At 72.9% G+C, this 25,844-nt stretch carries 25 protein-coding genes; 10 read left to right on the forward strand and 15 right to left on the reverse strand.

The genetic code is table 11. From position 1 onward, the window contains the following. Positions 1-18 precede the first annotated feature (18 nt). Positions 19-657, forward strand: coding sequence for an HAD family hydrolase (locus ACZ56E_RS37370; RefSeq protein WP_468606074.1), 639 nt, complete (start codon positions 19-21; stop codon positions 655-657). A gap of 88 nt (positions 658-745) precedes the next feature. On the opposite strand, the gene ACZ56E_RS37375 is transcribed toward ACZ56E_RS37370, so the two are convergent. Further along, entirely contained in the window at positions 746-1,300 is a 555-nt protein-coding gene (locus ACZ56E_RS37375) for a DUF5134 domain-containing protein (protein ID WP_471221329.1), read from the reverse strand. Positions 1,301-1,499: 199 nt separating this feature from the next. Here ACZ56E_RS37375 and ACZ56E_RS37380 point away from each other — a divergent pair, with 199 nt between their 5' ends. Beyond that, the gene (locus tag ACZ56E_RS37380) at positions 1,500-3,257 is read left to right on the forward strand and encodes an FUSC family protein (protein WP_471221331.1); all 1,758 of its coding nucleotides are present in this window, start codon (positions 1,500-1,502) and stop codon (positions 3,255-3,257) included. Further along, entirely contained in the window at positions 3,254-3,790 is a 537-nt protein-coding gene (locus ACZ56E_RS37385) for a MarR family winged helix-turn-helix transcriptional regulator (RefSeq protein WP_471221333.1), read from the forward strand. Before ACZ56E_RS37380 ends, ACZ56E_RS37385 begins: the two co-directional genes overlap by 4 nt. A 36-nt stretch (positions 3,791-3,826) precedes the next feature. Here the strand turns inward: ACZ56E_RS37385 and ACZ56E_RS37390 are convergent, their stop codons facing one another. Further along, positions 3,827-5,170, reverse strand: a complete 1,344-nt coding sequence (locus ACZ56E_RS37390) for an NAD(P)/FAD-dependent oxidoreductase (protein ID WP_468605730.1) — start codon at positions 5,168-5,170, stop codon at positions 3,827-3,829. A 202-nt stretch (positions 5,171-5,372) separates the two neighbouring features. Beyond that, the gene (locus ACZ56E_RS37395) at positions 5,373-5,765 is read right to left on the reverse strand and encodes a VOC family protein (protein ID WP_471221335.1); all 393 of its coding nucleotides are present in this window, start codon (positions 5,763-5,765) and stop codon (positions 5,373-5,375) included. A gap of 83 nt (positions 5,766-5,848) precedes the next feature. On the opposite strand from ACZ56E_RS37395, the gene ACZ56E_RS37400 reads away from it, so the two are divergent. Next, on the forward strand, positions 5,849-6,400 hold the full coding sequence (locus tag ACZ56E_RS37400; protein ID WP_471221337.1) for a GNAT family N-acetyltransferase: 552 nt from the start codon (positions 5,849-5,851) through the stop codon (positions 6,398-6,400). A gap of 59 nt (positions 6,401-6,459) precedes the next feature. On the opposite strand, the gene ACZ56E_RS37405 is transcribed toward ACZ56E_RS37400, so the two are convergent. The 3 genes from ACZ56E_RS37405 to ACZ56E_RS37415 all read right to left on the reverse strand — a co-directional run bounded on the left by ACZ56E_RS37405 (position 6,460) and on the right by ACZ56E_RS37415 (position 10,151). Then, positions 6,460-7,143: a glycerophosphodiester phosphodiesterase gene (locus ACZ56E_RS37405; RefSeq protein ID WP_471221339.1), complete on the reverse strand. Its 684-nt coding sequence runs from the start codon at positions 7,141-7,143 to the stop codon at positions 6,460-6,462. Positions 7,144-7,507: 364 nt separating this feature from the next. Next, positions 7,508-8,092, reverse strand: a complete 585-nt coding sequence (locus tag ACZ56E_RS37410) for a helix-turn-helix transcriptional regulator (protein WP_471221532.1) — start codon at positions 8,090-8,092, stop codon at positions 7,508-7,510. Positions 8,093-8,600: 508 nt separating this feature from the next. Next, complete coding sequence (locus tag ACZ56E_RS37415; RefSeq protein WP_471221341.1) at positions 8,601-10,151, reverse strand: phosphatase PAP2 family protein; 1,551 nt, start codon at positions 10,149-10,151, stop codon at positions 8,601-8,603. 96 nt (positions 10,152-10,247) lie between these two features. Between ACZ56E_RS37415 and ACZ56E_RS37420 the strand changes: the two genes are divergently transcribed. After that, positions 10,248-10,619 (forward strand): DUF488 domain-containing protein, encoded by a 372-nt coding sequence (locus tag ACZ56E_RS37420; protein WP_471221343.1) that lies wholly within the window; start codon positions 10,248-10,250, stop codon positions 10,617-10,619. Positions 10,620-10,634: 15 nt separating this feature from the next. On the opposite strand, the gene ACZ56E_RS37425 is transcribed toward ACZ56E_RS37420, so the two are convergent. The 7 genes from ACZ56E_RS37425 to ACZ56E_RS37455 all read right to left on the reverse strand — a co-directional run bounded on the left by ACZ56E_RS37425 (position 10,635) and on the right by ACZ56E_RS37455 (position 19,912). After that, positions 10,635-12,056 (reverse strand): UbiD family decarboxylase, encoded by a 1,422-nt coding sequence (locus tag ACZ56E_RS37425; RefSeq protein WP_471221345.1) that lies wholly within the window; start codon positions 12,054-12,056, stop codon positions 10,635-10,637. Beyond that, the gene (locus ACZ56E_RS37430) at positions 12,043-12,786 is read right to left on the reverse strand and encodes an aspartate racemase/maleate isomerase family protein (RefSeq protein WP_471221347.1); all 744 of its coding nucleotides are present in this window, start codon (positions 12,784-12,786) and stop codon (positions 12,043-12,045) included. The genes ACZ56E_RS37425 and ACZ56E_RS37430 overlap by 14 nt, the downstream gene beginning before the upstream one ends. A gap of 87 nt (positions 12,787-12,873) precedes the next feature. Beyond that, on the reverse strand, positions 12,874-13,803 hold the full coding sequence (locus ACZ56E_RS37435) for an amidohydrolase family protein (RefSeq protein WP_471221349.1): 930 nt from the start codon (positions 13,801-13,803) through the stop codon (positions 12,874-12,876). A 76-nt stretch (positions 13,804-13,879) separates the two neighbouring features. Beyond that, positions 13,880-16,171, reverse strand: coding sequence for a molybdopterin cofactor-binding domain-containing protein (locus ACZ56E_RS37440; protein WP_471221351.1), 2,292 nt, complete (start codon positions 16,169-16,171; stop codon positions 13,880-13,882). A 44-nt stretch (positions 16,172-16,215) separates the two neighbouring features. After that, positions 16,216-16,935 carry a GntR family transcriptional regulator gene (locus tag ACZ56E_RS37445; RefSeq protein WP_471221353.1) on the reverse strand — a complete coding sequence of 240 codons (720 nt, stop codon included), beginning with the start codon at positions 16,933-16,935 and terminating at the stop codon, positions 16,216-16,218. Between the two features lie 14 nt (positions 16,936-16,949). Then, complete coding sequence (locus tag ACZ56E_RS37450; RefSeq protein WP_471221355.1) at positions 16,950-18,365, reverse strand: nucleobase:cation symporter-2 family protein; 1,416 nt, start codon at positions 18,363-18,365, stop codon at positions 16,950-16,952. Between the two features lie 194 nt (positions 18,366-18,559). After that, a complete protein-coding gene (locus ACZ56E_RS37455) occupies positions 18,560-19,912 on the reverse strand; it encodes an amidohydrolase family protein (RefSeq protein ID WP_471221357.1) in 1,353 nt (450 codons plus the stop codon). A 255-nt stretch (positions 19,913-20,167) separates the two neighbouring features. Between ACZ56E_RS37455 and ACZ56E_RS37460 the strand changes: the two genes are divergently transcribed. The 4 genes from ACZ56E_RS37460 (at position 20,168) to ACZ56E_RS37475 (ending at position 23,097) form a co-directional block, all read left to right on the forward strand. Beyond that, on the forward strand, positions 20,168-20,962 hold the full coding sequence (locus ACZ56E_RS37460) for an SDR family NAD(P)-dependent oxidoreductase (protein WP_471221534.1): 795 nt from the start codon (positions 20,168-20,170) through the stop codon (positions 20,960-20,962). 160 nt (positions 20,963-21,122) lie between these two features. Beyond that, positions 21,123-22,118, forward strand: a complete 996-nt coding sequence (locus ACZ56E_RS37465; RefSeq protein WP_471221359.1) for an alpha/beta fold hydrolase — start codon at positions 21,123-21,125, stop codon at positions 22,116-22,118. 106 nt (positions 22,119-22,224) lie between these two features. Further along, a complete protein-coding gene (locus ACZ56E_RS37470; protein WP_471221361.1) occupies positions 22,225-22,638 on the forward strand; it encodes a hypothetical protein in 414 nt (137 codons plus the stop codon). A gap of 42 nt (positions 22,639-22,680) precedes the next feature. Continuing rightward, a complete protein-coding gene (locus ACZ56E_RS37475) occupies positions 22,681-23,097 on the forward strand; it encodes a Tn3 family transposase (RefSeq protein ID WP_471221536.1) in 417 nt (138 codons plus the stop codon). A 2-nt stretch (positions 23,098-23,099) separates the two neighbouring features. Here the strand turns inward: ACZ56E_RS37475 and ACZ56E_RS37480 are convergent, their stop codons facing one another. Further along, entirely contained in the window at positions 23,100-23,795 is a 696-nt protein-coding gene (locus ACZ56E_RS37480; RefSeq protein ID WP_086806519.1) for a flavin reductase family protein, read from the reverse strand. A 56-nt stretch (positions 23,796-23,851) separates the two neighbouring features. Between ACZ56E_RS37480 and ACZ56E_RS37485 the strand changes: the two genes are divergently transcribed. Further along, positions 23,852-24,580: an ArsR/SmtB family transcription factor gene (locus ACZ56E_RS37485; RefSeq protein ID WP_471221363.1), complete on the forward strand. Its 729-nt coding sequence runs from the start codon at positions 23,852-23,854 to the stop codon at positions 24,578-24,580. A gap of 340 nt (positions 24,581-24,920) precedes the next feature. On the opposite strand, the gene ACZ56E_RS37490 is transcribed toward ACZ56E_RS37485, so the two are convergent. Continuing rightward, a complete protein-coding gene (locus tag ACZ56E_RS37490) occupies positions 24,921-25,685 on the reverse strand; it encodes a helix-turn-helix domain-containing protein (protein ID WP_471221365.1) in 765 nt (254 codons plus the stop codon). Positions 25,686-25,844: the final 159 nt, after the last annotated feature.

Here is a 25,844-nt window from a genome sequence, read left to right on the forward strand (position 1 = left end):
GTTAGTGTGCGGACGGTGATCGAGACCATCGTGTTCGACGTGGGGGAGACCCTCACCAAAGACGACCGCTACTGGGCAGCCTGGGCGGACTGGCTGCAGGTGCCGCGCCACACCCTCTCCGCGCTCGTGGGCGCCGCCGTCGCGCAGGGCGGCGACGGCGCCGACGCGCTGCGGTTCGTCAGCCCGGACATGGACATCGCCTCCGCCCACCACGCGCGCGAGGCCGCGGGCCGGGGCGAGCATCTGGGCGAGGCCGACCTCTACGCGGACGTGCGGCCCGCCCTCGGCGGTCTCCAGAAGCTGGGCGTCCGCGTCGTCGTCGCCGGCAACGGAACGCCACGCGCGGCCGAACTCCTGCGCGACCTCGACCTGCCCGCCGACCTCGTCGTCACGTCGGGCGACTGGGGCGTGGCCAAGCCGGACCCCGCCTTCTTCACCAGGGTGCTCGAAGTGGCCCAGGCCGGACCGCAGGAGACCCTGTACGTCGGCGACCACCCCGCGCACGACGTGTTCCCCGCCAAGCGGGCGGGCCTGCTCGCGGCACACATCCGGCGCGGCCCGTGGGGGCACTACTGGGCGAACGACCCAGCCGTCGCCGACGCGGTGGACTGGCGCATCGACAGCCTCACCGCGCTGGCCGGGCTGATCGAGCACTGACACCGCGCTGGCGGGGCTGATCGCGCACTGACACCGCCCTGGCCGGGCTGATCGACCATTGAAACCGCGCCGACGCGCGGGCGGCCGTCTACAGCGTGAGCAGCATCGCCACCATCCCGATCCCCATCGACAACCGGCACGCCGACGCCACCTCCGGCCGGTCCGCCCACCCCGGCATCGGGGGACCGCCCGCCGCCGAGGCGACCGCACGGGGCGCCAGGCGCGCGCCCGACCACAGGACGTACCCGGCGAAGTAGAGCAGGAGGGCGCCGGTGAGCAGCGGGACGCCGGTGCCGCCGTGCCCGGTGTGTGCGCCGGGCGCCGTGGCCATCGCCACCGACATGTAGACCATGGCGGACGCGCCGACCAGGTGGTGGAGGTGGTGGCGGTGCGCGCGGGCGGCCCACACCGTGTGCAGCGCGGCGGCGCCGAACACCGCGGCGTAGACCAGCCAGGCCCAGCGCGGCGGCGCGACCACGGCCGCGGGCACCGCCATCACCGCCATCCCGAACCCCATGAGCGCCTCGCCGCCGGCCGTGCGGCGCTGTTCCTCGATCCGGCTGCGCATCCGCAGCAGACAGTAGGCCCCGGTCGCCGCGCACAGCGCGACGAGCAGCCAGGCGGCCTGTGCAGGTCCGTGCACCGCACCCTCCCCCTGTAGACGGTGTCGTCGGGTCGATGCCCGGGTCCGCGGGGCCGTACGCGAGCGCACAGGGGTGCAAGGGAGCGCAGGGGGAGCGGCCGGGTGGGCGCGCGCGTCTCGGCACACCTCACGCGGACCTCGCGGCGCGCCTCTCGGACCCAGATCGTTTGCGAGTAAAACACTTGCTAATCTTTTGGGTATGAGCAGTACGCCGCCGTCCCTGAACCCGTCCCCGCACCCGTCCCCCCGCCCCGCCCGCGTCCGTCGGCTCCCGCTCGCCGGTGTGCTGCGCCCCGGCAAGCCGTCCGACATCTGGTTCAAGCCTGCGACCAGCGTGGTCGTGGCCAACGCGGCACCGAACCTGACGCTGCTCGCCCTCGGTCGGCTCGACCTGGTGATGTACACGATGGCCGGGTCCTTCTGCGCCCTGTACGCCCACAACCTCCCCTACGCCGCCCGCGCCCGCGTCCTGGCCGGTGTCGTCGCGGGGATGACCGCGAGCGTCGCCGTCGCCCTGGTCACCGCCTCGCTGACGAGCTCGGCGGCAATCCTCGTCGCGGTCGGCGCGCTGCTCGCCGCCGCGCAGAAGACGCTCTGCGACGCCACCCGCATCGGCCCGCCCGGGCACCTGATCTTCACCTTCATCAGCTCCGCGAGCCTCTTCGCGCCGCAGACCCTGGGCCAGGTCCCCGGCCACCTCGCCCTGACCCTCACCGGCGGCGCCCTCGCCTGGCTCGTCGGCATGGCACCGGCCCTGATCCGCCCGCACGGGCCCGAGCGCCGGGCCACCGCGCGCGCCCTGAACGCCGCCGCCGCGTACGCCGAGGCCGCGCGCGCCGACGCCGACGGGCCCGCGGCCGAAGGACCCGGCACCGCGCGGGCCCGCGCCGCCGCGGCCGGCGCCGTGCACGCCGCCTGGCAGTCCCTGCTCGCCACCGGCGCCCGCACCACGGCGGCCCGGCGTGCCCTGTGCCGGCTCGTCGTCCGCGCCGAGGAAGCCCTCGCCGCGCCCGCCGGGGCGGACCCGGCCGCGCTGCGCTCCTGGGCGGCGGGACTGCGTGGCACGGGCGCCGTCCCGCGCCCCGGCGGCGTACACCCGGGGGAGGAGGACGAACTCCTCGGCCTGGACGCCGAACTCGCCGCTCCGAAGGTCCCGCTGTGGCGGCGGCTCGCTCCCGGCTCCCCGCTGCTGCCCATCGCGCTGCGCACCGCCGTCGGCTGCGCCCTCGCCGGTTACGCCTCGCTCGCGCTCGGCATCGGCCGCCCCTACTGGGCGCTGGTCACCGCGGCCTCCCTCTACCAGGCCAACCTCGCCCTCACCTGGAGCCGGGGCGTGCAGCGCGTGGTCGGGAACCTCGTCGGGGTGTGCGCCTTCGCCGCCATCGCGCCGTTCGCCCACCTGGGCCACGCCGAGCTCATCGTCAGCTGCCTGGTCCTCGCCTTTGGGGCGGAGGCGCTGATCACCCGCAACTACTGGCTCGGCAGTGTGTGCGTGACGCCGATGGCGCTGCTCGTCACGGAGTTCGCACGCCTCCAGCAGCCCGGCGAACTGATCCTCGACCGCGTCGTGGACACCCTCGTCGGCGCCGTGCTCGGCGTCGCGGCCGCCGTCCTTGTCACCAACCGGCGCGCCGCCGACCACATCGAGCGGGCCATCGAGACCACCGAACGGGCCAGGGAGCGGGCCGAGGCCGGGCTCGCCGGGGCGGGCGCGGTCGAACCCGCGCGGCGCCGCCTCACCGAAGCCCTCGTCGAACTGCGCGCCGCCGCCGACGCGGCGGCCGGCGAATGGTGGCAGCGCGCCCTGCCCGAACAGCGGGTGCTCGACGCCGAGCGCGCCGGACACCGTACGCTCGCGGCGATGGTCCGCCGACCCACTGGTCAGCGCGGTGAGAACGGTCAGGGGACGCGGCCCCGCGCGGGAGCCGCCGACGCCTGGGAGGGCGCACGAGCATGACGACGGAGAACGGCCCGGCGGCAGGCCCCGGTGGGGACACCGTGGCCGCGGTGGTGCGGCAGTGGCGGGCGGTGCGGCCCGACATCGACACCGGGCCCATGGAGGTCATCGGCCGCATCAACCGCTGCGCGGCCCTCCTCCAGCAGGCCGAGGACGCCCCGCTGCGCCGCGCGGGCCTGACCCGCGCCGAGTTCGACCTGCTCGGGGCGTTGCGCCGCACGGGGCACGAGCTGACGCCCGGCGAGCTGGCCCGCGAGACCTTCTCCTCCGGCGCCGCCGTCACCAAGCGCCTCAAACTGCTCCAGGAGAGGGAGCTGGTCGACCGGCGCGCCGACGCGCGGGACCGCAGGGTCGCCCACGTCGGCCTGACCGAGGCCGGGCGCGACCTCGTCGACGCGATCCTGCCCGAACAGCTCGCGTACGAGACCGTGGTGCTGTCGGTCCTCGACGGGGCCGGGCAGGGCCAACTGAGCGGGCTCCTCGGGGAGCTGCTCGCCCAGCTGGAGGGCCGCCTCGGGGTGCGCAGGGGCTGAGGGCGTGCCGGCGCCGAGGCCCGGTGGCGCCGGGGCTCAGGCCGCCACGCGCTTGCTGATCTCGTCCGGCGTCAGATACGCGTCGGTCATCTCGAAGTCCTTGAGCGTGGCGGGGCGCTGGGCCTGGAAGCCGGTGCGTACGTAGTCGTCGCCCGCGAGCGCGTTGAGCCCCCAGTTGGCGGCCGTGCGGAAGCGGGCGGTGACGGTGCGCAGGGCGCCCAGGTGGTAGCCGCGCGCCACGACCTGGGCGGGCAGCCCCGTCAGTTGCACGCCCATGGGCTTGGACACCGCCTGGATGCCGCCGAGGTCGACGACGAGGCCCATGTCCTTGTGCCGGTAGTCGGCGAGCGGGAAGCCGCGCAGCGCCGCGAGGACGTTCTTCGCCGCGGCCCAGCCCTGGCGCATGGCGTGCTGCGCGGTCGGCGGGCAGATCGCGTCGCCGCCCTTGACCACGTCCGGCACGGCCGCGGCGTCGCCGAGCGCGAAGACGCCGTCGAGCCCGGGAACCGTCAGGTCGGGTCGGACGACGAGCCGCCCCCGGTTCGTCTCGGCGCCCAGCGTCGCGATGAGCGGACTGGGCGCGACCCCCGCGGTCCAGATCAGCGTGCGGCACGGCAGGACCCGGTCGTCGGTGAGCGTGACGGTGTCCTCGGTCGCCTTCGCCACGGACACGCCGAGCGAGACGTTCACACCCCGGCGCTGGAGGATCTCCATCGCCTTGTCGCCGAGCCGCGCGCCCAGTTCGGGCATCAGCTTCGGAGCGACGTCCACCACGTGCCACTTGATCTGCGACACGTCGAGGCCCGGGTAGCGCTTGACGGCGGCACACGTCAGACGCTGGAGGTACGCGGCCGTCTCCACGCCCGCGTACCCGCCGCCGACCACCACGAACTGCAGCCGCTGCTCGCGCTCCTCGCGGCTCGTGCTCGCCGCCGCGAGGTCCAGCTGGGAGATGACGTGGTCGCGGATCCAGGCGGCCTCCGCGAGCGTCTTGACGCCCACCGCGTGCTTGTCGACGCCGGGGATGTCGAACTGCCGCGTGACGCTGCCGGGGGTCAGGACCAGGTAGTCGTAGCGCTCCACGACCTCCTCGCCGTTGATCTTCCGTACGACCACGGCCTTGGCCTTGGGGTCGACGCCGATGGCGCCGCCGGGCACGATCCTGGTGCGGCGCAGCATCCGGCGCAGGGGCACCGCGACCGACTGCGGAGTGAGGACTCCGGAGGCGACGTGCGGCAGCAGAGGCAGATACAGCTGGTGGTCCATTGGGCTGATCAGCCGCAGCTCCGCCTCGTGCGGCGAGAGCTTCTTCTCCAGCTTGTGAGCGCACTCCATGCCGGCGAAACCGCCGCCGACGATGAGGATCCGGGGAGCTGCCATGTGATGTCTCTCCTGGGCTGTTGGAGATCGACTTCAGGGCTGTCGGGCCTGTCCGGTGCTGGGCCGTCGGGCCTGTCAGGGCTGTGGAAGATCTTCTGCGGACCGTACCCGTGGCCATGTACCCCTGCATCCCGGATGGATTGCTCGTGTGATGTGCTTCACATCTGCGAGCCGTCCCGCCCATGGGAACTCATGGTCCGTCTCAGATCCCGGGGCGGTAGCGCAGCGGATGGTCGCGCGGGATCTCGACGAGGACGATCCGGACGCCGTCCGGGTCCGCGATCCACATCTCGATCAGGCCCCACGGCTCCCGGACCGGCGGGCGCAGCACCTCGACGCCGCGCTCCGCCAGTTCCGCCTGGGCCGCCCCGACATCCGCCACCTGGAGCCACAGCTGCATCCCGGGCGCGGGCGGGGCGTCGGAGCGGCCGGAGAGTTCCAGGAAGCCGCCGCCGAGGAAGTAGACGGTGCCGCGCTCGGGGCCCGTGCCGAACTCCCGGTGGACGGCGAGTCCCAGCGCCTCGCCGTAGAAGGCGCGGGAGCGCTCCGGATCCGTGGGGCGCAGCAGCGTCCTGCCGCTCAGTACGTGCACCATGCGGCCGCACCCTAGCCGTCCCCGCCGGGCGTTAGGCTCGACGGCGCCCGATATCGCGCCAAGAATTCCGGAGAGTCAGCTCCATGGACACCGCCCCGCGCCCCACTTCCGGCGAACTCACCTTCCGCGACGCCGACACCGCCGACGTCGACGCGCTCGTCGCGCTGATCGAATCGGCGTACCGAGGGGACGCGAGCAGGGCCGGATGGACCACCGAGGCCGACCTCCTGGAGGGGCAGCGCACCGACCCCCAGGGCGTCGTCGAGGTCATAGAGTCGCCCACGAGCCGGCTGCTCGCCGTCGAGCGGGACGGCCTCCTCGTCGCCTGCTGCCAGCTCGCCCACCGCGGCGACCACGCCTACTTCGGGATGTTCGCGGTGAGCCCGGCGCTGCAGGGCGCGGGTCTCGGCAAGGAGATCATCGCCGAGGCCGAGCGGGCGGCGCGCGAGACGTGGGGCGTCCGCGAGATGCACATGACCGTGATCTCCGCCCGCGAGGACCTCATCGCCTGGTACGAGCGGCGCGGCTACCGCCGTACGGGAAAGATGACCCCCTTCCCGTACGGCGACGAGCGCTTCGGCATCCCGCAGCGCGACGACCTGCAGTTCGAGCTGCTGGTCAAGGATCTCGGCTGAGGCTGAGGCTGAGGTTGGGCTGAGACCGGGGTCGGGGCCGGGGCCTCGCCGAGCCGCCCCTAGGCCGTGAAGCGGCCCGTCCGCTTGATCTCGGGGTAGTCGGTGGTCGCCCCGTCCAGCTGGAGCGCCCGGACCAGCCGCAGGTCGTCCTGCGTGTTCACGACCCAGCCGATGATCCGCAGGTCGGCCTTCCTGGCGTGCTCGACGATCTCCAGGGTCAGGCGCCGGATGTTGAGGACGAGCGTGGTGGCGCCGACGGCGGTGGCGCGCTGCACGACGTCGGTGCCGTAGCGGCTGGCGACGAGCGCGGTGCGCACGCCGGGGACCAGGCGCGCGATCTCGGCGATCGCCTCGTCGTGGAAGGAGATCACCTCTACCCGGGAGACCAGGTCGCGGCGGTGCATGACCTCGGCGACGGCGCGCGCGGCCGCGACGTCCTTGATCTCGGCCTGCAGCGGCGCCTTCACCGCGTCCAGGACCTCTTCGAAGACGGGGACGCGCTCGCCGCGTCCCGCGTCGAGCTCGCGCAGTTCGGCGAGGGTCTTCTCGGCGATCGGCCCCTTGCCGTCGGTCGTACGGGCCACGTCGGCGTCGTGCATGACGACGAGGGCGCCGTCCTTGCTCAGATGCAGATCGAGCTCGATGAGATCGAGGCCCGCCGCCTGCGCGGCGACGAACGAACGGAGGGTGTTCTCGGGTTCGACACCCATGACCCCGCGATGACCGATGGTGAGGAAGTTCAAGATCCACTCGCTTCCGTCGACGGAGGCTCGGCTACCGCGCGGCGAGGACGGATGAAGCCGTGCGGCAATGTCGCAGCCTAATGGCCCGCCTCTGCGTGGGAACCGGGTGGACGCGAGTGAGTGGAGCTGTCCGCTCTGGTTCCCGAGATGCCGAGCAGGAGCCCGGTGATCAGGGCGGCGACAAGGACGGCGCGGGTGCTCACGGGTACGCGGCTCCGTACGGCGGGGGACGGCTGGCCCGTCCGTCCTACCGCCGGGAGCGCCACGGGGGCGAGTCGCTTCACCCGGGCGTGGGCGAGTCCTCCAGACGTTGACCGGGGGTGCTTTCGCGGTCGGTTCGTCGGGGGGCGAGGTGGTCGCGCGCTCAGCCCGTCGAGCCTGTCGAACCCGCCGAGCCGGTCGAGCCCGTCGAGCCTGTGGAGGTCGTCGCTGTGTCCAACTCGTCGAGGTCGTCGAGCATCGCCTCCGCCAGCTCCACCTCCGCCGCCAGGCGCCGCTCGCTCCACCGCAGCGCGACCTGGGGGTGGGACCAGGCCGGCGCGCCGTCCGCCCGCGCGAGCGCGGCCCTGACCTCCCGCAGCTCGGCCTCGGTCCGCGCGATGTGCCCGGCGACCAGCGCCCGCAACTGCTCGGGGGCGGTGAGGTGACCGAGCCAGATCCGCAGCAGCAGCGGGTGCTTGAGGACGGGCGGGCCGACGTCCTGGCCGCCGCCCGCCCAGGCGGTCAGCGCGGCGCGGCCCTCTTCGGTGATGGTGTACGCGCGCTTGGTGCGGGGCGCCTCCGGCCCCGAGCGCCGTGATGTGGCGTACCCGAGCGCTTCGAGGCGGCGCAGCTCGGCGTAGATCTGACTGATGGCGGGCGACCAGTAGAAGAAGCGGAGCGAGGCGTCGGCCCACTTCTTGAGCTCGTACCCGGTCCGCTCCCCGGGGAAGGAGAGCAGTCCGAGCACGGCCCACGCGGTCGGCGGCAGCCCGCCGCCGTCAGGGGTTCCGGCGGGGTCAGCGGCCACCTGCTGCTGCGGGGTCGTTCGACGGGCTGCCATACGCCGCATTGAAGTGAACGGCACGCTCCCGGCGCAAGGGCGTGCCCGACCGGCGTCTGCCCGCGCAGCGCGCGGCGGCCCCCGCACCCTCTCCTGCTCCTGCTCCTGCTCCTGCACGACGTCGCCGCGGCGCGCGAGGGCGGCACGGGCGGTGACCGCGGTCGCCCGGTCGGCGACGCCGAAGTGGCGGCGGGCGCTCCGGACGGGTGCGGTCGGGCACGGCCCGCATCCAGTCGCTCACCGCTACCGCCGGGCCGGGTGCGCCCGCCAGGGCCCGCGTGGCCCGGGACGCGGCCGCGAGGTTCGCGGCGTCGCAGGCCGGCGCGTCACGGTGCGGCTCGGCGCAGGGCGGCGCCGACCCACACATCGGCCCGAACACCCCACTCCTCGCGCGGGAGTTGGCGGGCCGGAGAGATCAGGCCGGATCGTGGCGCGGGCGGTGGTTGGCCGCCCGCGTCATGGTGCGGGCCCGCTGCGCGATCTCGTCCAGGCGCGCGGCCGGGCTGTAGACCGTCAGCGCGGCGTGCCGCTTGTCGAGGTGCAGGGAGTCCGGCGCGGGCGCGGTCTCGCCGTCGTACGCCAGGGCGGCCACGTCCTCCAGGCCGCTGAGCCCGAGCTGTTCGACCCGTTCGGCGCGGAAGACCCGGGAGCGCCGCAGCGCGCCGCCCAGGGCGGAGAGGGCGACGCGGGTGCGGGCAAGCGGCGCCTCGGCGTCGACGGTACGGATGTCGAGCAGACCGTCGTCCATGCGGGGCCGGTGCGTGGGCGCGAGACCGTCCGGCACGTACTGACCGTTGCCCGCGAAGAGCAGCCACAGCACACGGTCGTGGCCGTCGAGCCGGATCCGCAGCGGCGTCGCCGTCCGCAGCACCTCCACGACCGACCACGCCGCGGCGGGCCACTTGCCGATGCGGCCCTCCAACTTCTCGCGCCTGCGCACCAGTTCCGGGTACAGCCCGATGCTGAAGGTGTTGACGAAACCGGTCACGTCCGTGCCCTCGCCGTCGCGCACCCGTGCCAGGTCGACGCGGACGGCCTCGCCCCGCAGCACGGCGTGCGCGGTGTCCTCGAAGGTGGGCACCCCCACGTCGAGGGCGAAGTGGTTGAGGGTGCCCCCGGGGAACACCGCGAGGGGGAGCCCGGCGTCCGCGGCCCGCCGGGCGACGGCGTTCACCGTGCCGTCGCCGCCGCAGACGCCGAGCACACCGGCCGACGCGGCCGCCCGCGCCACCGCCTTGTCCAGCACCTCACCGAGGTCGTCCGCCGGGTCGCACGCCACGATCTCGGCCTTCGGCAGCAGCAGCTCCAGGTGCTCGCGCGCGGGCAGCCGCCCCGGCACGCCCTTTCCGGAACCGGAGTTGAGGACCACGACAAGGCCCTCGCCCTCCGGCAGGGCGGGCACCCGCACCCGGGTCCGCCGCTGCCGCGCGGGCGAAGGGCGCGGCGGCCACCAGTAGCAGGTGAGCGCGGCGGCGGCCGCCCCCAGCGCACAGCCCGCGAGCACGTCGCCGGGATAGTGGACCCCCACGTACACCCTGGAGAAGGCCACGGCCGCCGCGACCGGAGCGATCACCGCGCCGTACCGGGGCGCCTCGAGCGCCACCCCCACGGCGAACGCCGCCGCCGACGCGGAGTGCCCGGACGGGAACGACGACGTCCACGGCGCCTTCGACAGCCGCCGCACCAGGGGCACCGCGTCGAGGCCGGGCCTGCGCCTGCGCACCGCGTACTTGGCCACCACGTTCGTCGTCAGCGAGGCCAGCGCGAGGGAACCCGCCCCGCGCCGCGCGGCACGCCGGGCCGCGGGCCCGCCGACGGCCGCGAGGGCCACCGCCGAACCGAGCCAGAGCCGCCCGTGATTGGCCGCCGCGCTCAGCGGCGGCAGCACCTGCTCCGCCCCGGGCAGCCGCGCCGACGCCACCCGTTCGAACCACCGCCGGTCGATGCTGCCGATCCGTCGCCTCATGGCCTCACTGGAACAGCGCGCGGGACCCACGGCCCGTGCTGCTCGCCCGAACGGGTCACGCGCGCGGTCCGCGCCCGGCGGACGGACAATGTCGACATGATGGCGAGCCGCTCTCTCGACGTGCAGGTCAAGCGGATCTACGACGCCGTGGAGCGGGACGACGGGACCCGTGTCCTCGTCGACCGGCTGTGGCCGCGGGGCGTCTCCAAGGAACGGGCCGCTCTCGACACGTGGGACAAGGAGCTGGCGCCCTCCACCGAACTGCGCCACTGGTACGACCACGACCCCGCGCGGTTCGACGCGTTCGCCGAGCGCTACCGCCAGGAGCTGGCGGACGACGGCCGGGCGGCTGAGCTCGACCGGCTGCGCGCCGTCGCACGCACGGGACGGCTGACCCTCCTCACGGCGACCAAGGACCTGCCGCACGGACATGTGCGGGTCCTGGCCGACGTACTCAAGTCATCGTGAGCCGGCGCGGAGCGGTCAGCCGCGTGGCGCGTCCCCGTCGAGCAGACGCCGCGCGGTCTCCATGCGTCGCGGCTCCACGCGGATGCGTACGCCGTGGAAGTCCGCGCCCCGCGTCGCGTCCAGTGCCATGCGGGAGGTCGTGCCGTCCGTGGTCGACGACGGATCGAGGGGGCTGCCGGGCAGGCCGTCGACGACGAACAGGTCGCGGTGCGGCTGCAGATGGGCCGCCATCGCCCACAGCACGTCCGCGTCACGGGTGACGTCCACGTCCTCGTCGACCGCGACGACGGTCTTCAGATACGGGTCCCAGCCGAGCAGCGCCAGCATGATCTGGCGCGCCTGGCCTGGGCGGGCCTGGCGCAGGGCGACGTACGCGTGGAAGTGCGTCCCGGAAGTGGGGTAGTGCAGGGCGGTGACCTCGGGGAAGCGGCGGCGGAGCTGGTCGGCCATCTCCGCCTCGCGGGGCAGTCTGGCGAGGTTGAGGTGCTCGGCGGTGTTGCCGCCGACGACATCGAGGAGGAGGGCGTCACGGCGGCGCAGGACCGTCTCCACGGTGAGGACGTTGTTGGTGGAACGGTCGGAGGAGTAGCCGGAGAACTCCCCGAACGGCCCTTCCGCGGCCCGCCGCCCCGGATCGATGAACCCCTCCAGGACGATCTCGGCCCCGGCCGGCACCCGGATGCCGCGGCGCGGGGTCCGCACGACATCGAGGGGGGCTCTGAACAGGCCGCCCGCGATGGTGCGTTCATCGACGTCGGGGCCGACCCGGGCCGACGCGGCGAGCAGGAACAGCGGGTGCGCGCCGATCACCATCGCCACCGGCAGCACCTCGCCCCGCTTCTCGGCGAGCCTCAGGAGCTGCCACAGATGGCCGCGCGAGTGCAGGCTCGTGGCGAGTTCGGTGCGGGAGTGGACCATGGAGCGGTGGTAGCTGAGGTTGCCCGCTCGGCCGGGCGTGGCGGGCGGTGCCTCCGCCGTGATGATGCCGTTGGTGATGTACGGGGCGCGGTCGGAGGCGAAGTGGCGGATGAGCGGCAGCGTGCCGAGGTCCACCGCGTTACCCTCCTCCACCACCTCCAGGACGGGCCCGTCGGCGACCACACGGGGCTCCCGGCGGCGCGCGGCGGCCGCCTGGTAGACGCGGTGCAGGCCCGCGCGGTCGGTGCCGAGCAGCCGGGCGATACGGTCCCGCGAGGCGAAGACATTGGTGATCAGCGTCGTGCCGAGCCCCACGACCCGCGGACACACAAGGAGATCGGCGCGGCCACGCCCGGCGAGCTCCATGACCAGCGCGGCCACGTCCTCGCCCTCGATCTCTTGCTCCACGGTCAGTACGTCGTCGGCCTGCCCGGGGCCGTGGGCGCGCAGGAACGCGCGCAGATCCTGCGCACTCGCGTACGTGGCCGCCTCGGCGGATGCCTCATCAGTGCGTGTCACAGCACACTCCCGCGTGGGTGCCGGAGGCGAACAGCCGACCCCAGGCAGGGGAGTTGACGTGCAGTCCCAGGAGCCCCAGGCCCGTGTGCACCGCGACCCGCGCCCCGTCGAACACCGGCTTGCCGAGCTCCCGCTCCACGAGCGCCGCCACCGGCGCCACCGGCAGCTCCGTGCCCGCCACCACCAGACACCGCGCGTCGCCGGTGCCGGCGTCGAGCAGCAGCCGCCGCAGCCGCGCCACCGGCAGCTCCGCCGCCTCCCGGGGTGTCCCCAGGCCGAGCGCGGTGACCGAGGTGACGCGCAGCCCCGCGGCGACGTACGTGTCGGCGACGCGCCCGGCGCTCTCCCGCGAGCCCGCGGTGACCAGGGCCAGGGAGTGCAGGGCGTGGCGGGACAGGAGGTCGAGCTGGCCGAGCGTGACCGTGGAGGCCGGCACGCCCGCCGTGGCCTCGATCGTGCGGGCGATGGCGCGGGCGTGCGCCAGGCCGTGCAGCCCGCCCGAGCCGCCGTTCCACACGACCGCGTCCACGCCCGCCTGCGCCAACTGGTCGGCGCCATGCTCCAGTTCGGCCGCCTGTGCGCCCGCGATCGCGGGGCCGCACAACTGCTCCGGCAGCGCGGCCCGCGCGGTGGGGTGCACGGCTTCCACCGAGAGGGGCGCGCAGATCTGCGCCGCCCAGCGCTCGGCGCCGAGTGAGGTGGAGGGGAGGAGGTGGCCGATGCGCCGCATGGGGGAGTCCGTTTCTCGTCGCCGTGCAGACGGGCGGAGGGCAGGGCGGCCGCCCCCGGAACGCCGGGGGCGGCCCCGAGGGCGCGGTTACGGACCCGACACGGTGGCCGGCGAGGCGTACGTGTCCTTCAGCCGCAGCTGTGCCTCCGCCTGGTCGCGCGGCGGGGGAGTGGGCTTGAGGCCGAGCAGCTTGGCCATGTTGTTCCCGAGGTAGCCCTCCAGGTCATCCTCGGACAGGTGCATGCCCTGCGGCGGCGGGCCGCACAGCACCTCCAACTCCCGCGCCCACATGCCCGGTTCGTTGGGCGGCGAGTCCGTGCCGAACACCAGCTGATGACGCTCCATCTGCTGGGCGAACTCCACGATCCGTGACTGGAGCAGCCAGCCCGACTCCCCGTACACATTGGGCGAGTCGAGGATCATGTACAGCGCCTCGAAGCAGTACACCCCGCCCGTCTGCACCCCGAAGTGCGCCAGGATGAAGTTGACGTCCTTGAACTCCCGGATGATCGGGTAGAACTGGGTCGGAATGGAGTAGGGGCCGTCCCCGGTGTGGATCAGGACGACGAGCCCCAGCTCGTCGCAGACCCGAAGGACGGGGCGGAGCCAGTCCAGGGCCCGGTCCGGACGGTAGGCATGCATGTTGGCATGCAGCTTCACCATCTTGTAGCCGTACTCCTTGACGTGGAACTCCAGCTCCTTCGCGCCGTTCTCGGGACCGAAGCGCGGGTTGTACATGAAGTTCCCGATGAACCGGTCCGGGTACCGCTGGACCAGCTCCGTGATGTACGACATGTAGTCGCGGATGCCTTCGCGGCCGGTGCGCATCCCGTCCTGCCAGACGCTGTTGCCGGGCGGCGGCATGATGCAGCCGTAGTCGATCCGGCGCGGCTTGCCGTTGATCATGTACGGGCCGTCCATCATCTCGATGGTGCGCTCGCCCGTGAACGGGGAGCCGTCGTGCCGCCACGCCTGGTCCACGATGTTCGTGGGGTGCATATGGGTGTCGATGATCAAGGTGCTCGTTCCTTCCCGGCTGGTGCCGACCGTGTGTCTGTGGTGGACCGTTCGGGGACCCAGGGGAGGGCCCGCCTCACCTCCCTTCCGTGTCGTGGGGACGCTCGGGGTCGTGGGGACGCTCGGGGTCGTGGGAACGCCCTGGCGGCGGCCCGGTGATGTCCTCTGGGCGCACCGGCACCCTGGGCAGGGCCAGGCCTGTCGCGTCGCGCAGCGCGTTCACGATCGCCGGAGTCGACGACAGGGTCGGCGGCTCGCCCACGCCGTTCAGGCCGTAGGGCGCGTCCGGGTGCGGGAGTTCGAGCAGGTCGATGGGGACGGGCGGCATGTCCGCGATGGTGGGGATCAGATAGTCGGTGAAGGACGGATTGCGCACCCGCCCGTCGGAGACCCGCAGCTCCTCCATGAGGGCGAGCCCCAGGCCCTGCGCGCTGCCGCCCTCGATCTGCCCCTCCACCGCCAGGGGATTCATCGCCTTGCCGACATCCTGCGCGGTGGCCAGCTCCACGACCTTCACCAGTCCGAGGTCGGTGTCCACATCGACGACCGCCCGGTGCGCCGCGAACGCGAAGGCGATGTGCGCGTCGCCCTGCCCGCGCTCGGGGTCCACGGGGTACGTGCGGCGGTGCGCGAACTCGTACTCCGCCTCCAGCGGCCCGTGCTCGGCGAGGAGGTCCGGGAGCGGACGGTCGCCGAGCCCGGCGAGCCGTTCCCGCAGCTCCTTGCACGCGCCCTGGACCGCACCGCCACTCATCCAGGTGATCCGCGACGCGGACGCCGAGCCCGCGTCGCCGACCCGGGTGTCCGCGGGGAGGACCACGACCCGGTCCACGCCCAGCTCGGTGCGGACGATCTGCGCCTGGACCGTGACGATGCCCTGCCCGCACTCGGCCGCCGCCGTGTGGATCTCGGCGACGGGTTCGCCGTTCACGAGGAAGAGCCGCACACGGGCCACCGAGCGGTCGTCGACACCACCGGAGAAGCCGATCGCCTTGACCCCGATCGCGTATCCGACACCACGCCTGATGCCCTCGCCGTGCGAGGTGTTGTTGAGGCCGCCGGGGAGCCCGAAGGGGCCATCGGGGGCGGCCGGGAGCGGGCGGGCGCGGAGCCTTTCGAGGAGTTCCGCGGCGGGCGCGGGTCCGTCCACCGCCTGCCCGGTCGGCAGTACGGTCCCGGTCTTCATGGCGTTGCGTACGCGTAACTCGACTGGATCGAGGGACAGTTCACGCGCCAGCTTGTCGAGGTTGGACTCCACGCCGTAACACGACTGGACGGCCCCGAAGCCCCGCATCGCCCCGCAGGGAGGGTTGTTGGTGAAGACGGAGTAGCCGTCGATCTCGACGTTCGGCACGTCGTAGGCGCCCGCCGCGAAGTACGAGCCGTTCGCGATGACGACCTGCGACGTCGAGGTGTACGCCCCACCGTCGAAGAGCAGCCGCGCCCTGACGAACACGAGCCTGCCCTCGCGCGTGGCACCGTGCTCGAACCACATCCGCGCCGGATGCCGGTGCACATGGCCGAAGAAGGACTCCTCGCGGTGGTAGCTCATTTTCACCGGGCGGCCCGTGTTCAGCGCGAGCAGCGCCGCGTGGATCTGCACCGACACGTCCTCGCGCCCACCGAAGGCGCCACCCACGCCGGACAGCGTGAGCCGCACCTTCTCGGGCGGCAGACCGAGCGCCGCGCACATCTGATGCTGGTCGTCATGGAGCCACTGCGTGGACACGTACACGTCCACGCCGCCGTCCTCGCCCGGTATCGCGAGCCCCGCCTCCGGGCCGAGGAACGCCTGGTCCTGCATCCCGACCTCGTACGTCCCCGAGACCACCACGTCCGCCGACCCCCGCGCGGCGGACAGGTCGCCGTGCCGGATGCGGACGTGGCGTACGACATTGCCCTGCCCGCCGTCCACCCGCCGCTCATGCACCGGCGGACCCGTGCCGTCGAGCGCCTGCCGGGGGTCGGTGAGCGCGGGCAGCTCCGCGTACTCCACCTCGATGAGGCGCAGCGCCCGGCGGGCCGTCTCGGGGTGGTCGGCGGCCACCAGGGCGACCGGCTCGCCCTGATAGCGCACGCGGTCCACGGCGAGCACCGGCTGGTCGGCGACCTTCATCCCGTACAGCCGTCGCCCCGGCACGTCCTCGTGGGTGAGCACCGCCACCACGCCCGGCAGCCGCCTCGCCCGGGCGGTGTCCAGGCGCAGGATGCGGGCGTGGGGGTGCGGGCTGCGCAGGGTCGCGCCCCACACCATGCCGTCCCAGCGCAGATCGGACGCGTAGGCGAAGTCGCCACGGACCTTCAGCCTGCCGTCGGGGCGCCGGACGCTCTCGCCGACGCCGCGACGCACACCGGTGGCGGTGTTCACGGGCAGTCACATCCCTTTGCTGGTAGGGGTGATGGGTCCTGCGGCTATGCGATGGGGCGTACCGCCCGGTGGTCCGTGTCCTGCGCCGGGTCCGCCGTCACGGCCTGGGAGAGGCGGGTCCGCAGGCGCCTGATGTGGTCCCGGGCGGCCTGCTCGGCGGCGTCCGGGTCGCCCGCCGTCATCGCCTCGAAGATGCGCCGGTGCTCGTCGACCGCGAGCCGCGGCGCCTGCGGGCTGCGCCACAGCGAGTGGAGGGCCAGATGCGCCTTGCCCTGAATGGTGTCGAGGGCGGCGGTCAGATGGTCGTTGCCCGCCGCCTCGCGGATCAGCCGGTGGTACGCCATGTCCATCTCGATGTGCGCCTGCTCGTCGAACTCCGAGGCGACGACGGCCTCGTGGCGCTCCAGGAGGCGGCTCAGCTCGTCGACCGTGGCGGCGTCAAGACGCTCCGTCGCCAGCCGCGCCGCCAGGCCCTCCATCACCTCCCGCACGACATAGAGCTGGCGCACGTCCTCGATGTCGACCGTGGAGACGACGGCGCCCCGGTGGGCGGCGTGCGTGGCGAGGCCGTCGTGGATGAGCCGCTGCACGGCCTCGCGGACGGGGCTGCGGCTGATGCCCATCTGCACGGCAAGGGCGGGCACCGACAGGGCGTCGCCGGGGCGCAGCCGGCCCGCGAGCACGGCGCTCTTCAGCTCCTCGTACGCCCGCTCCGCCAGCAGGCTCCCCGCCGCCACCGGATTCACCGCCCTCTGCGTGGACATCCCCAACTCCCTTGTCACGGCGCCTCCTTGGCCGGTGTACCGGACCCGGCCGCCTGTTCTTCATGTTGCATGTAATGTTCTGACCGGTCAATGGAGCGTGCGTCCCTCTCCTGCCGCCCCGGCGGCTTCTTCTGGCCCGGCAGCCTCAGATGGTGGAAGAAGAGGTTGAGCAGCACGGCCGTGAGGGTGCCGAGGATGATGCCGCTCTCGAAGAGCGCATGCAGGTGCCGCCCCGGCATCTGCTCGGCGAACTGCGGGAACGCGGTCGGCAGGAAGCCGACGCCGACACTGGCCGCGACGAGGATGGTGTTGCGCTGGTCCGTCAGGTCCGCCTGGCCCAGTATCTGCACGCCGACCACCGCGATCGTCGAGAACAGCACGATCGTCGCCCCGCCGAGCACGGACGTCGGCATCGACGCCACCACGGCCCCCACTTTCGGCACCAGGCCGAGCAGCATCATGATCACGCCGCTCGCCGCGACGATCCAGCGCGACTTCACCCGGGTCAGCTGGATCAGCCCGATGTTCTGCGAATAGACCGTGCTGGGAAAGGAGTTGAGGGCGCCTGCCGCAGCCGTGGCCAGGCCGTCGGCGCGCAGGGCGCGCGTGACGTGCCGGCCCGACACCTCCCGGCCCACGATCCGCCCGACGGCGAAGAACTGCCCGATGGACTCCACCGCGATGATGACCATGACGAGGAAGATGGAGAGCACGGCGACCGCGTCGAGCCGTGGCGTGCCGTAGTGCAGGGGCGCCGCCACCCCCAGCCAGGCGGAGTCCCCGATCCCGGAGAAGTCCGTACGCCCCGCCAGCGCGGCGACCACCGTACCGATGACGAGTCCGGCGAGGACGGCGACGGTGGCGAGGAAGCCCCGCGAGAGCTTGTTGAAGAGCAGGATGGCGGCCAACGTGACCGCGGCGAGGCCCAGGTGGGAGGGTGAACCGAAGGAACGGGCCGATGGATCGCCGCCGCCGACCTGCCGTGCGGCCACCGCGAGCAGGGTGATGCCCACGATCGTGACGATGGTGCCGGTGACCAGCGGCGGGAAGAACCGCACCAGTCTGCTGAAGACCGGCGCGATCACGAACAGCGCGAGCCCGGCGGCGATCACCGCGCCGAACACCGTCGGCAGCCCCGCCTGCGCGCCGCCCGCCGCGAGGCCGACGGAGACGAGCGAGGGGACGGCGGTCGTCGACGTGCCCTGGACGACCGGCAGCCGGATGCCGATCCCCGGCAGTCCCACGGACTGCAGCAGGGTGGCGATGCCGCAGGTCAGGAGCGAGGCGTTGACGAGCAGGCCGATGTCGTCGCCCGACAGGCCGATGCCCTCGGCGACGAGCAGCGGCATGACCACGGCCCCGGCGTAGAAGGCGAGGACGTGCTGGAGGCCGTAGACGCCGAGCCGCCAGACGGACGGCACGGCCTCCACGGGATCCGGGGCCTCTTTCCGGTGCGCTTCGCGGTTACGGTCCCGGTTCCGGGCTCGATTCCGGTGCGGCATGTGCGTTCTCCCTCCGCCCATGGGGCGTGAGCCGACGACCCGACGGGGCGTGACTTGTGGCGCACGTACGAGGCCGCGGACGGGCAGCCGGAGACGCGTTGACTGACGTATGGGGTGGCTTTTCAGTGCAGCCAAGGGGTTCGCAGGCCGCCGAACGACGCCCGCTCCACCAGGTGGTCGGCCCGCTCCTGGACCTCGGAGAGCAGCGCTTCCTCATCGACCAACGGGCAGCGGCCGTCCTCGAAGACGACCCGTCCGTCGACGACGGTCATGTCGACGTCCGCGCCGCGCGCCGCGTAGACGAGCGTCGCCACGACGCGGTGCAGCGGACGCAGATGCGGCCGGTCGAGGCCGACCACGACGAGATCCGCGGGTGCGCCGACACACAGCGAGCCCGCACCGACGTGCAGGGGCTCCGCGCCCACCGCCGCGTACCTGCCCCCCTCGCGAGTAGCCAGCTCCAGGGCTTCCTCGGCCCGCAGCGCGGCCGGGTCCGAGGTGTGCTGACGCTGGCCGAACAGGGCCTGCTTCATCACCTCGAACATGTCCTGCCGGTGCCCCGCGGCGGGCCCGTCCGTGCCGAGCGACACCACGGCCCCGGCCGCCCGCAGCGCCCGCAGCCGCATGACTCCCGAGGCGAGGTAGGCGTTGGACGCCGGGTTGTGGGCGACCCCCGCCCCGCGCGCACCCAGCCAGGAGATCTCGTCGTCGTCCAGCCACACGGCGTGGGCGAGCGTCGCCCGCGCGTCGAGCAGCCCCGCCCGTTCGAGCCACTCCACAGGACGCAGGCCGTACGCCTCCAGGTAGCTCGCCGGATCCTTCGCGCCCTCACAACAGTGCGTGTGCCAGCGGGTGTTGAACTCCTCGGCCAGCGCCACCGAGCCGGTGACCAGCTTCTGGTCCACATAGCTGAGGTTCAGCGGGGCGGGCCACACGCTCACCCGCGACCCCGGCGGACGCCTCGTCAGGCACTCGCGGGTGAGCTCCAGTTCCTCGGCGGTGGAGTGGCGGAACAGCTCCTCGGGCAGGCGCCGCGCCGCCGCCACGGCCGTCCGGTCGCCCAGCATGCCGCGGGCGACCGCGCCCCGCAGGCCCGCCGACTCGATCGCGTCGGCCACGGCGAGGACCGTCTCGGCGTCCGTGGGCGCGTAATGGTTGTCGACGACCGTCGTGATGCCCGAGCGCAGCGCCTCCACCGCGCCGAGCGTCGCCGCGACCCGGGCGTCGTCCGGGCCCATGGCGATGGAGTACGGCCACATGAACTCGCACAGCCACGGCCAGATGGGCAGTCCCTCGCCCAGGCCGCGGGCGAGGGACTGGAACAGATGGGTGTGCCCGTCGGTGAAGCCAGGCAGCACCGCCCGGCCCCGGCAGTCCACGGTCCTGGCCGCCCGCCAGGCCGCGTCGACCTCGACGGCGGGCCCCACGGCCGCGATACGGCCGCCCACGACGGCGACCGACCCCGGCTCGTACACCGCCCGACGGTCGTCGACGGTGACCACATGGGCGCGCGACAGCAGAAGATCGCACGGACGCGGACGTTGATCGCTGGTGTGTGGCACAGAGCCCCCGGTTGTTCGACGGCATGTTCCATATTGCATGTAACGTATTCCGGCCACCAGGCGTGTCAACCCCCGGCGTAGGGACCGGACTTGGCGTATGACTGGGGCGGGGGAGTGGATACCGGGGTGAAGCGCCCCGTCCGGAAACCGTTCCAGGAGGTACGCACCGTGCTCGTCGATCTCTCCGGCAAGACCGCGCTCGTCACCGGCTCCACCCAGGGAATCGGTGCCGCGATCGCCGTGGGCCTGGCCCGCGCCGGCGCCCGCGTCGCGGTCAACGGCCGCTCCCGCGGCTCCGTCGACGCCGCCGTCGACCGGCTGAAGGGGGAGTGCGGCGGCGCCGAGTTCATCCCCGCGCCGGGCGACATCTCCACCGACGACGGCGCCCGGCAGGTCTTCGAAGCGGTGCCGCACACCGACGTCCTCGTCAACAATCTCGGCATCTTCGGCGCCGAGCCCGCCCTCGACATCACCGACGCCGAATGGCGCCGCTACTTCGAGGTCAACGTCCTGACGGCGGTGCGGATGATCCGCCACTACCTGCCGGGCATGAAGGACCGTTCCTGGGGACGGATCCAGAACATCGCCAGTGACTCGGCGCTCGTCACGCCCGCGGAGATGATCCACTACGGCATGTCGAAGACCGCGCTGCTCGCGGTCTCCCGGGGGTTCGCCAAGGAGGCGGCGGGTTCGGGCGTCACCGTCAACTCCGTGATCGCGGGGCCGACGCACACGGGCGGCGTCGAGGACTTCGTCTACGAACTGGTGGACCGGGCCCTGCCCTGGGACGAGGCGCAGCGGAAGTTCATGACCGAGCACCGCCCCCAGTCGCTGATCCAGCGGCTCATCGAGCCGGAGGAGATCGCGCACATGGTCGTCTACCTCAGCTCGCCGCTGGCGTCGGCGACGACCGGTGGCGCGGTGCGGGTCGACGGCGGGTACGTGGACTCGATCGTTCCGTAGCCGGTGGGGAGGCGGCTCGGGCCCGTACCGCAGCCCGTACCACCGTGCCGGGATTTTGCCGGAACGGCAAAGAACGTCGTCCCGCGGCCGGCCCGCCCCGCATGATCGTGCCCGGAGTCGCCGCCGGAGCCCCCAAGGGCCCATGCCGCCAGGAGGATTCATGTCCCCGACCCAGCCACCGACCGCCACCGACCGCACCCACCGCATGGTCCCCTCGCCGGCGGGCCGGATCCACCTGGTGGAACAGGGCACGGGCCCCCTCGTCCTGCTGGTGCACGGCTTCCCCGAGTCCTGGTACTCCTGGCGCCACCAGCTGCCTGCCCTCGCCGCGGCCGGGTACCGCGCGGCCGCCGTCGACGTGCGGGGCTACGGCCGCTCGTCGAGGCCCGCGGAGATCTCCGCGTACCGGATGCTCGACCTCGTCGAGGACAGCGTCGCGGCGGTACGCGCGCTCGGCGAGGAGACCGCGGTGATCGTCGGACACGACTGGGGCGCGACCGTGGCCGCGCACGCCGCGCTCGTCAGGCCGGACGTCTTCCGCGCGGTCGGCCTGCTGAGCGTCCCCTACACGCCGCCGGGCGGCCCACGCCCCAGCGAGGTGTTCGCGGGCATGGGCGGCGACGACGAGTTCTACGTCGCGTACTTCCAGGAGCCCGGCCGCGCCGAGGCCGAGATCGAGCCCGACGTCCGGGGCTGGCTCGCGGGCTTCTACGCCGCGTTCTCCGGCGACACCATGCCGGGCCCCGACGCGCCGGACCCGCACTTCGCGAGCCGCGGCGGACGGCTGCGGGACCGGTTCCCCGACGGGCGGCTGCCCGGCTGGCTCACCGGGCCCGACCTCGACGTCTACGCCGGGGAGTTCGAGCGGACCGGCCTGACCGGCGCGCTCAACCGCTACCGGAACATGGACCGCGACTGGGAGGACCTCACCCCCGGCTTCGCGGGCGCCCCGCTCACCCAGCCGTCCTTGTTCATCGGCGGCGCGCTGGACGCCTCGACGACCTGGCTCGCCGACGCGATCGCGGCCTTCCCCGAGACGCTGCCCGGCCTGCGCTCCTCGCACATCCTCGACGGCTGCGGCCACTGGCTCCAGCAGGAACGCCCCGCGGAGGTCAACCGTCTGCTGGTCGCCTGGCTCGCCGGCCTGCCTGCCTGACGGCCGTATGGTGACACCCGGGCGGGGCTGCAGGTGACCGTGGGGCGGGAGACAGGGTGTGAGTGCTGGTCGGCGTACGCGGGGGAGCAGGAGCGGGCTCCGCAAGATGCTGGCAGTAGCGGTGTGGGCGACTGTCCTGGTGGCCTTCGCCGTACCGCTGCGCCACGCGCTCGTCGCCACCGACACCTACCTCTCCGGGTACTGGGCGACAGTCACCGAAGGGGACGAACTGGACCACTTCGCGTGGCGTGACCCACAGGGCCGCACAGTGCGCGGCGCCGTCCGGGGCGTCCCGGAGGACGGCGTGTGGGACGAGGAGGGGGAGGGGACGAGCAGCATCACCGGCGACCGCGTCTGGGTGTCGGCGCAGGGCGTCGCCCACATCAGCGAGTCCCCCGCCGAGCCGGACATGGTCGTCGGGTACACCGGGGCGGGAGCGGTCCTCGGCATCGTGCTGCTGGTGTCGCGGGCCCGCCGCCGGGCAGGGCGGGACCCTCGCACGGGCCTCAGGCGGGTGTGACCCGGATACGGGCCAAAGGGGCAATGCGTTGATCTTGAATCCCTGAAGGGACCGGCCCACCACCCGTTCGGCACCGCGGCGACCAACAAGCTCGAGGCGTTCAACGGCTTCTCCCAGTGGCTCGGCTTCGGCAACCGCGGCGTCGTCGCCGACAACGACCCCGTCGAGCAGGAGAAGGCGATGAAATTCAACGCCCTGCTCACGAACGCGGTGATCCGCCACAACGCCCTGGACATCGCGGAAATCGTCCGGCAGCTGCTGGAGGAGGGCTGGGAGATCACCCCGGAGGACCTGGCCCACATCTCGCCCTGCCTGACCGAGCACATCAACCGGTTCGGCGAGTACTCCACGCACGAACTCGGCATCCGGCCCGACGCGTACGACTCCAAGCTGGACGTCGACTTCACTGCACTGCGGGACCAGGGCCCTGCTGCCGTCGGCTTCGGCCGGGCCGCCTGATCTCAGTGGGGCGCCGTGTCGGCGAGTGCGGGCTCTGCGGCAGGCCCCTCGGAGCTGCGGGGTGTCTGGGTGCGGTAGGAGTGGCCGAGTTCCGAGCCGAGTCCGAAGTAGTGGCGGAAGTTGTAAATGAGGGGGCTCCATGCGGCGGGGTCGATGTGGTCGGTGCCCGGAACGACGATCCGGGAGTCGGCGTGCACCTTGCACACGACTGCCTCGACGATGACGAAGTCCCCGGAGACGTCCGGCTGTACCCGTTCGGCACGGGCCTCCAGCTGAATCGGGCATCCGGCGACGCGAGGCGGCCGGACCCGATGGGAGGGCTCGCTGGTCATGCCTGCGGCGGCGAACTTGTCGGGCTCGAAGCGGCAGCCCTTGGGCTTGCTGGAGGGCACCGGATCCCGGCCGGTCAGTGGCGCCAGCCGCTCCACGGCCGGCCACTGGGCGGGGGCCGGCAGGTTGATGACCAGGTCGGGGCGGCTGCCGAGGTTGTACGCGGTCTGCCCCTCACGGCCCAGTCCGATCACAACCGTCTTCCCGAGGGCCCATGCGGACGATATCGGGGCAAGGTTGAACGAGCCGTCCTGATTCTCTGTCGACAGGAGCACCACTGGCGTCCCGAAGTACAGGATGCTCGGCTCGATCTCCAGGTGGGTGGCGACTGTCTGTGCGGGCAGGGTGCTGGGGGGTGCCGTGTTCATGGCCCGGAGCCTAGGGTCCGGTTGTTTCGGCCGGGGCCGAAGTGTCACAAGGGACAATGGACCGCATGGACACGCAGCGTGCACATGTAGCCGGTCCCGACCTGGCTACCGTGGCAAAGCTTCTGGCCGATGGCACGCGGGCAGGTTTCTGTCTGGCCCTGCTCGACGGCCGGGCTTGGACAGCGACGGAATTGGCGCGTCACGTGGGGGTGGCGCCCTCGACCGCGACTGAGCACCTGCACGCGCTCGTCCGCGGAAACCTGCTGGCTGAGGAACGGCAGGGCCGCCACCGCTACGTGCGTCTGGCCGGTCCGCACGTAGCCGAGCTGATCGAGAGCCTCGCCTCCATGGCACCCGAGCGCACCCCGGCACCCCGCTCCCTGTCGGCGTCCGGCCGCCGTCAGGCCCTCGCCCACGCCCGTACCTGCTACGACCACCTCGCCGGGACCGTCGGAGTCGCCATCACCGATGCGATGCTCGACCGAAGGCTGCTGGACCTGGCGAACGGACTCGGGCTCACCAGCGCCGGAGCGACCTGGCTCGAAGATCTCGGCATCACCGTCCCGACCGGCACGCCCCGACCATCGGTACGGTCGTGCCTGGACTGGACCGAACGCCGCCCCCACCTGGCCGGCGCCGTCGGCGCCGCCCTGTGCCGTCACGCGTTCGACACGGGCTGGATCACTCCCATAGGTACCACGCGTGCCGTCGCAGTCACCCTCCTCGGCCGACAGGCACTCCGCCGCCACCTCGGCCTGTCCGATGAACTCCTTTCGCAGAAATGAGGAGTTCTGAGAGATCGCGGACCCTCACCCCCCAGCTCCGCGCCGAGCTGGAGGTGAAGACTCCCGCCGACCGCGGCCCCGGCCGCGCGTGGGAGATGGGCCCGGCAATCGACGCCGCGGTACCCGAGACAAGAAGATCAGCACCCGCATCACCCGCGAACGCGGCCGACACGGCGGCAGGCCCAAGGTGGTCGACGGCGACATGGCCGCCTGCGCCCGGTCCTTGCGGACCAACGGCGTCCCCGTCCCGCAGATCCGACAGCACCAAGTGAGCCCGGATGTCCATCAGGGCCTCAAGATCAACTCATTGCCCCTTTGGCCCGTATCTGGGTCACACCTCTCAGGGAAACGTGACGGCCGGGTCCACCGGGGTGAGGACCAGCCAGCACAGCGACGTGTCGCCGAACCGGCCGAAGGCCGCGACGCGCACGTCGACCGGGTCGGGCGCCACCAGCGGGAAGTACATGGGAAGTGCCGCGTCGTCGGCAGGATCCGGGACGTCGGCCGTACGCTCCCACAGCTCGGCGACGCCCGGCTCGCGCCGCACGGTCCGCACCACCTCGTCCAGGCGTTCGTTGTCCGGCCGGCGCTGCCAGGCGAGGCGCAGCCGACCGAGCAGCGGGGCCGCCCACTTCGTGTCCCAGTCGCGCAACTGATACCGCGCCTCCGGGGAGAACGCCCAGGTCATGACGTTGGCATCGGCACGGGCCAGCCAGGGGCAGTGGCGCGCCGCCACGGCGTTGGCGGCGACCACGTCCCAGGCCTCGTCGCAGAGCCAGCTCACCCGGCGCTGCTGGTGCATCAGCTCAAGGAGCGCGGCGTCCGGCCGCGCGCCCTCGGCTCGCCGGCGCGGCGGCGGGTGACCGGTGCCGCGATACAGGGCGGTCGCCTGCGGGGGTGAGAGGTCCAGGATGCGCGCGACACCGGCGATCATCTCCCGCGCGTACTTGCGGTCCTCGCCGCGCTCCAAGGCGCGGTACCAGCGTTCGGAGACCCCGAGCAGCAGGGCCATATCGAGCTGAGTGAGGTACCTCCGGTGGCCGCGGAAGGGCACGGGGCCGGGCAGCAGCGCGGGGTCCCGCGCCATCCGCCAGGCACGCAGCATTCGTCCGAGATCCTCGCGTCGCGCGTCCAGCAACTGTAAAGACCTCGCAAAGATGGGGCTGTCGTACGAAGAGTGCCGCGCGCCCGTCGCGGATCGTCGCCCGCGCCGGTGCACGGTGTCAGCCTCGCACAACGTCCCGACGACCGGAACGCGAGAGTG

Source organism: Streptomyces sp. NPDC039480 (assembly GCF_055597165.1).

Coding starts and splice junctions, on each gene's coding strand:
- ACZ56E_RS37490 (WP_471221365.1), bottom strand. CDS start 25,685: ATGCTGCGTGCCTGGCGGATGGCGCGGGACCCCGCGCTGCTGCCCGGC.
- ACZ56E_RS37390 (WP_468605730.1), bottom strand. CDS start 5,170: ATGGCAGCTCCCCGGATCCTCATCGTCGGCGGCGGTTTCGCCGGCATG.
- ACZ56E_RS37385 (WP_471221333.1), top strand. CDS start 3,254: ATGACGACGGAGAACGGCCCGGCGGCAGGCCCCGGTGGGGACACCGTG.
- ACZ56E_RS37400 (WP_471221337.1), top strand. CDS start 5,849: ATGGACACCGCCCCGCGCCCCACTTCCGGCGAACTCACCTTCCGCGAC.
- ACZ56E_RS37480 (WP_086806519.1), bottom strand. CDS start 23,795: ATGAACACGGCACCCCCCAGCACCCTGCCCGCACAGACAGTCGCCACC.
- ACZ56E_RS37430 (WP_471221347.1), bottom strand. CDS start 12,786: ATGCGGCGCATCGGCCACCTCCTCCCCTCCACCTCACTCGGCGCCGAG.
- ACZ56E_RS37420 (WP_471221343.1), top strand. CDS start 10,248: ATGATGGCGAGCCGCTCTCTCGACGTGCAGGTCAAGCGGATCTACGAC.
- ACZ56E_RS37380 (WP_471221331.1), top strand. CDS start 1,500: ATGAGCAGTACGCCGCCGTCCCTGAACCCGTCCCCGCACCCGTCCCCC.
- ACZ56E_RS37465 (WP_471221359.1), top strand. CDS start 21,123: ATGTCCCCGACCCAGCCACCGACCGCCACCGACCGCACCCACCGCATG.
- ACZ56E_RS37445 (WP_471221353.1), bottom strand. CDS start 16,935: ATGTCCACGCAGAGGGCGGTGAATCCGGTGGCGGCGGGGAGCCTGCTG.
- ACZ56E_RS37395 (WP_471221335.1), bottom strand. CDS start 5,765: ATGGTGCACGTACTGAGCGGCAGGACGCTGCTGCGCCCCACGGATCCG.
- ACZ56E_RS37415 (WP_471221341.1), bottom strand. CDS start 10,151: ATGAGGCGACGGATCGGCAGCATCGACCGGCGGTGGTTCGAACGGGTG.
- ACZ56E_RS37470 (WP_471221361.1), top strand. CDS start 22,225: ATGCTGGCAGTAGCGGTGTGGGCGACTGTCCTGGTGGCCTTCGCCGTA.
- ACZ56E_RS37485 (WP_471221363.1), top strand. CDS start 23,852: ATGGACCGCATGGACACGCAGCGTGCACATGTAGCCGGTCCCGACCTG.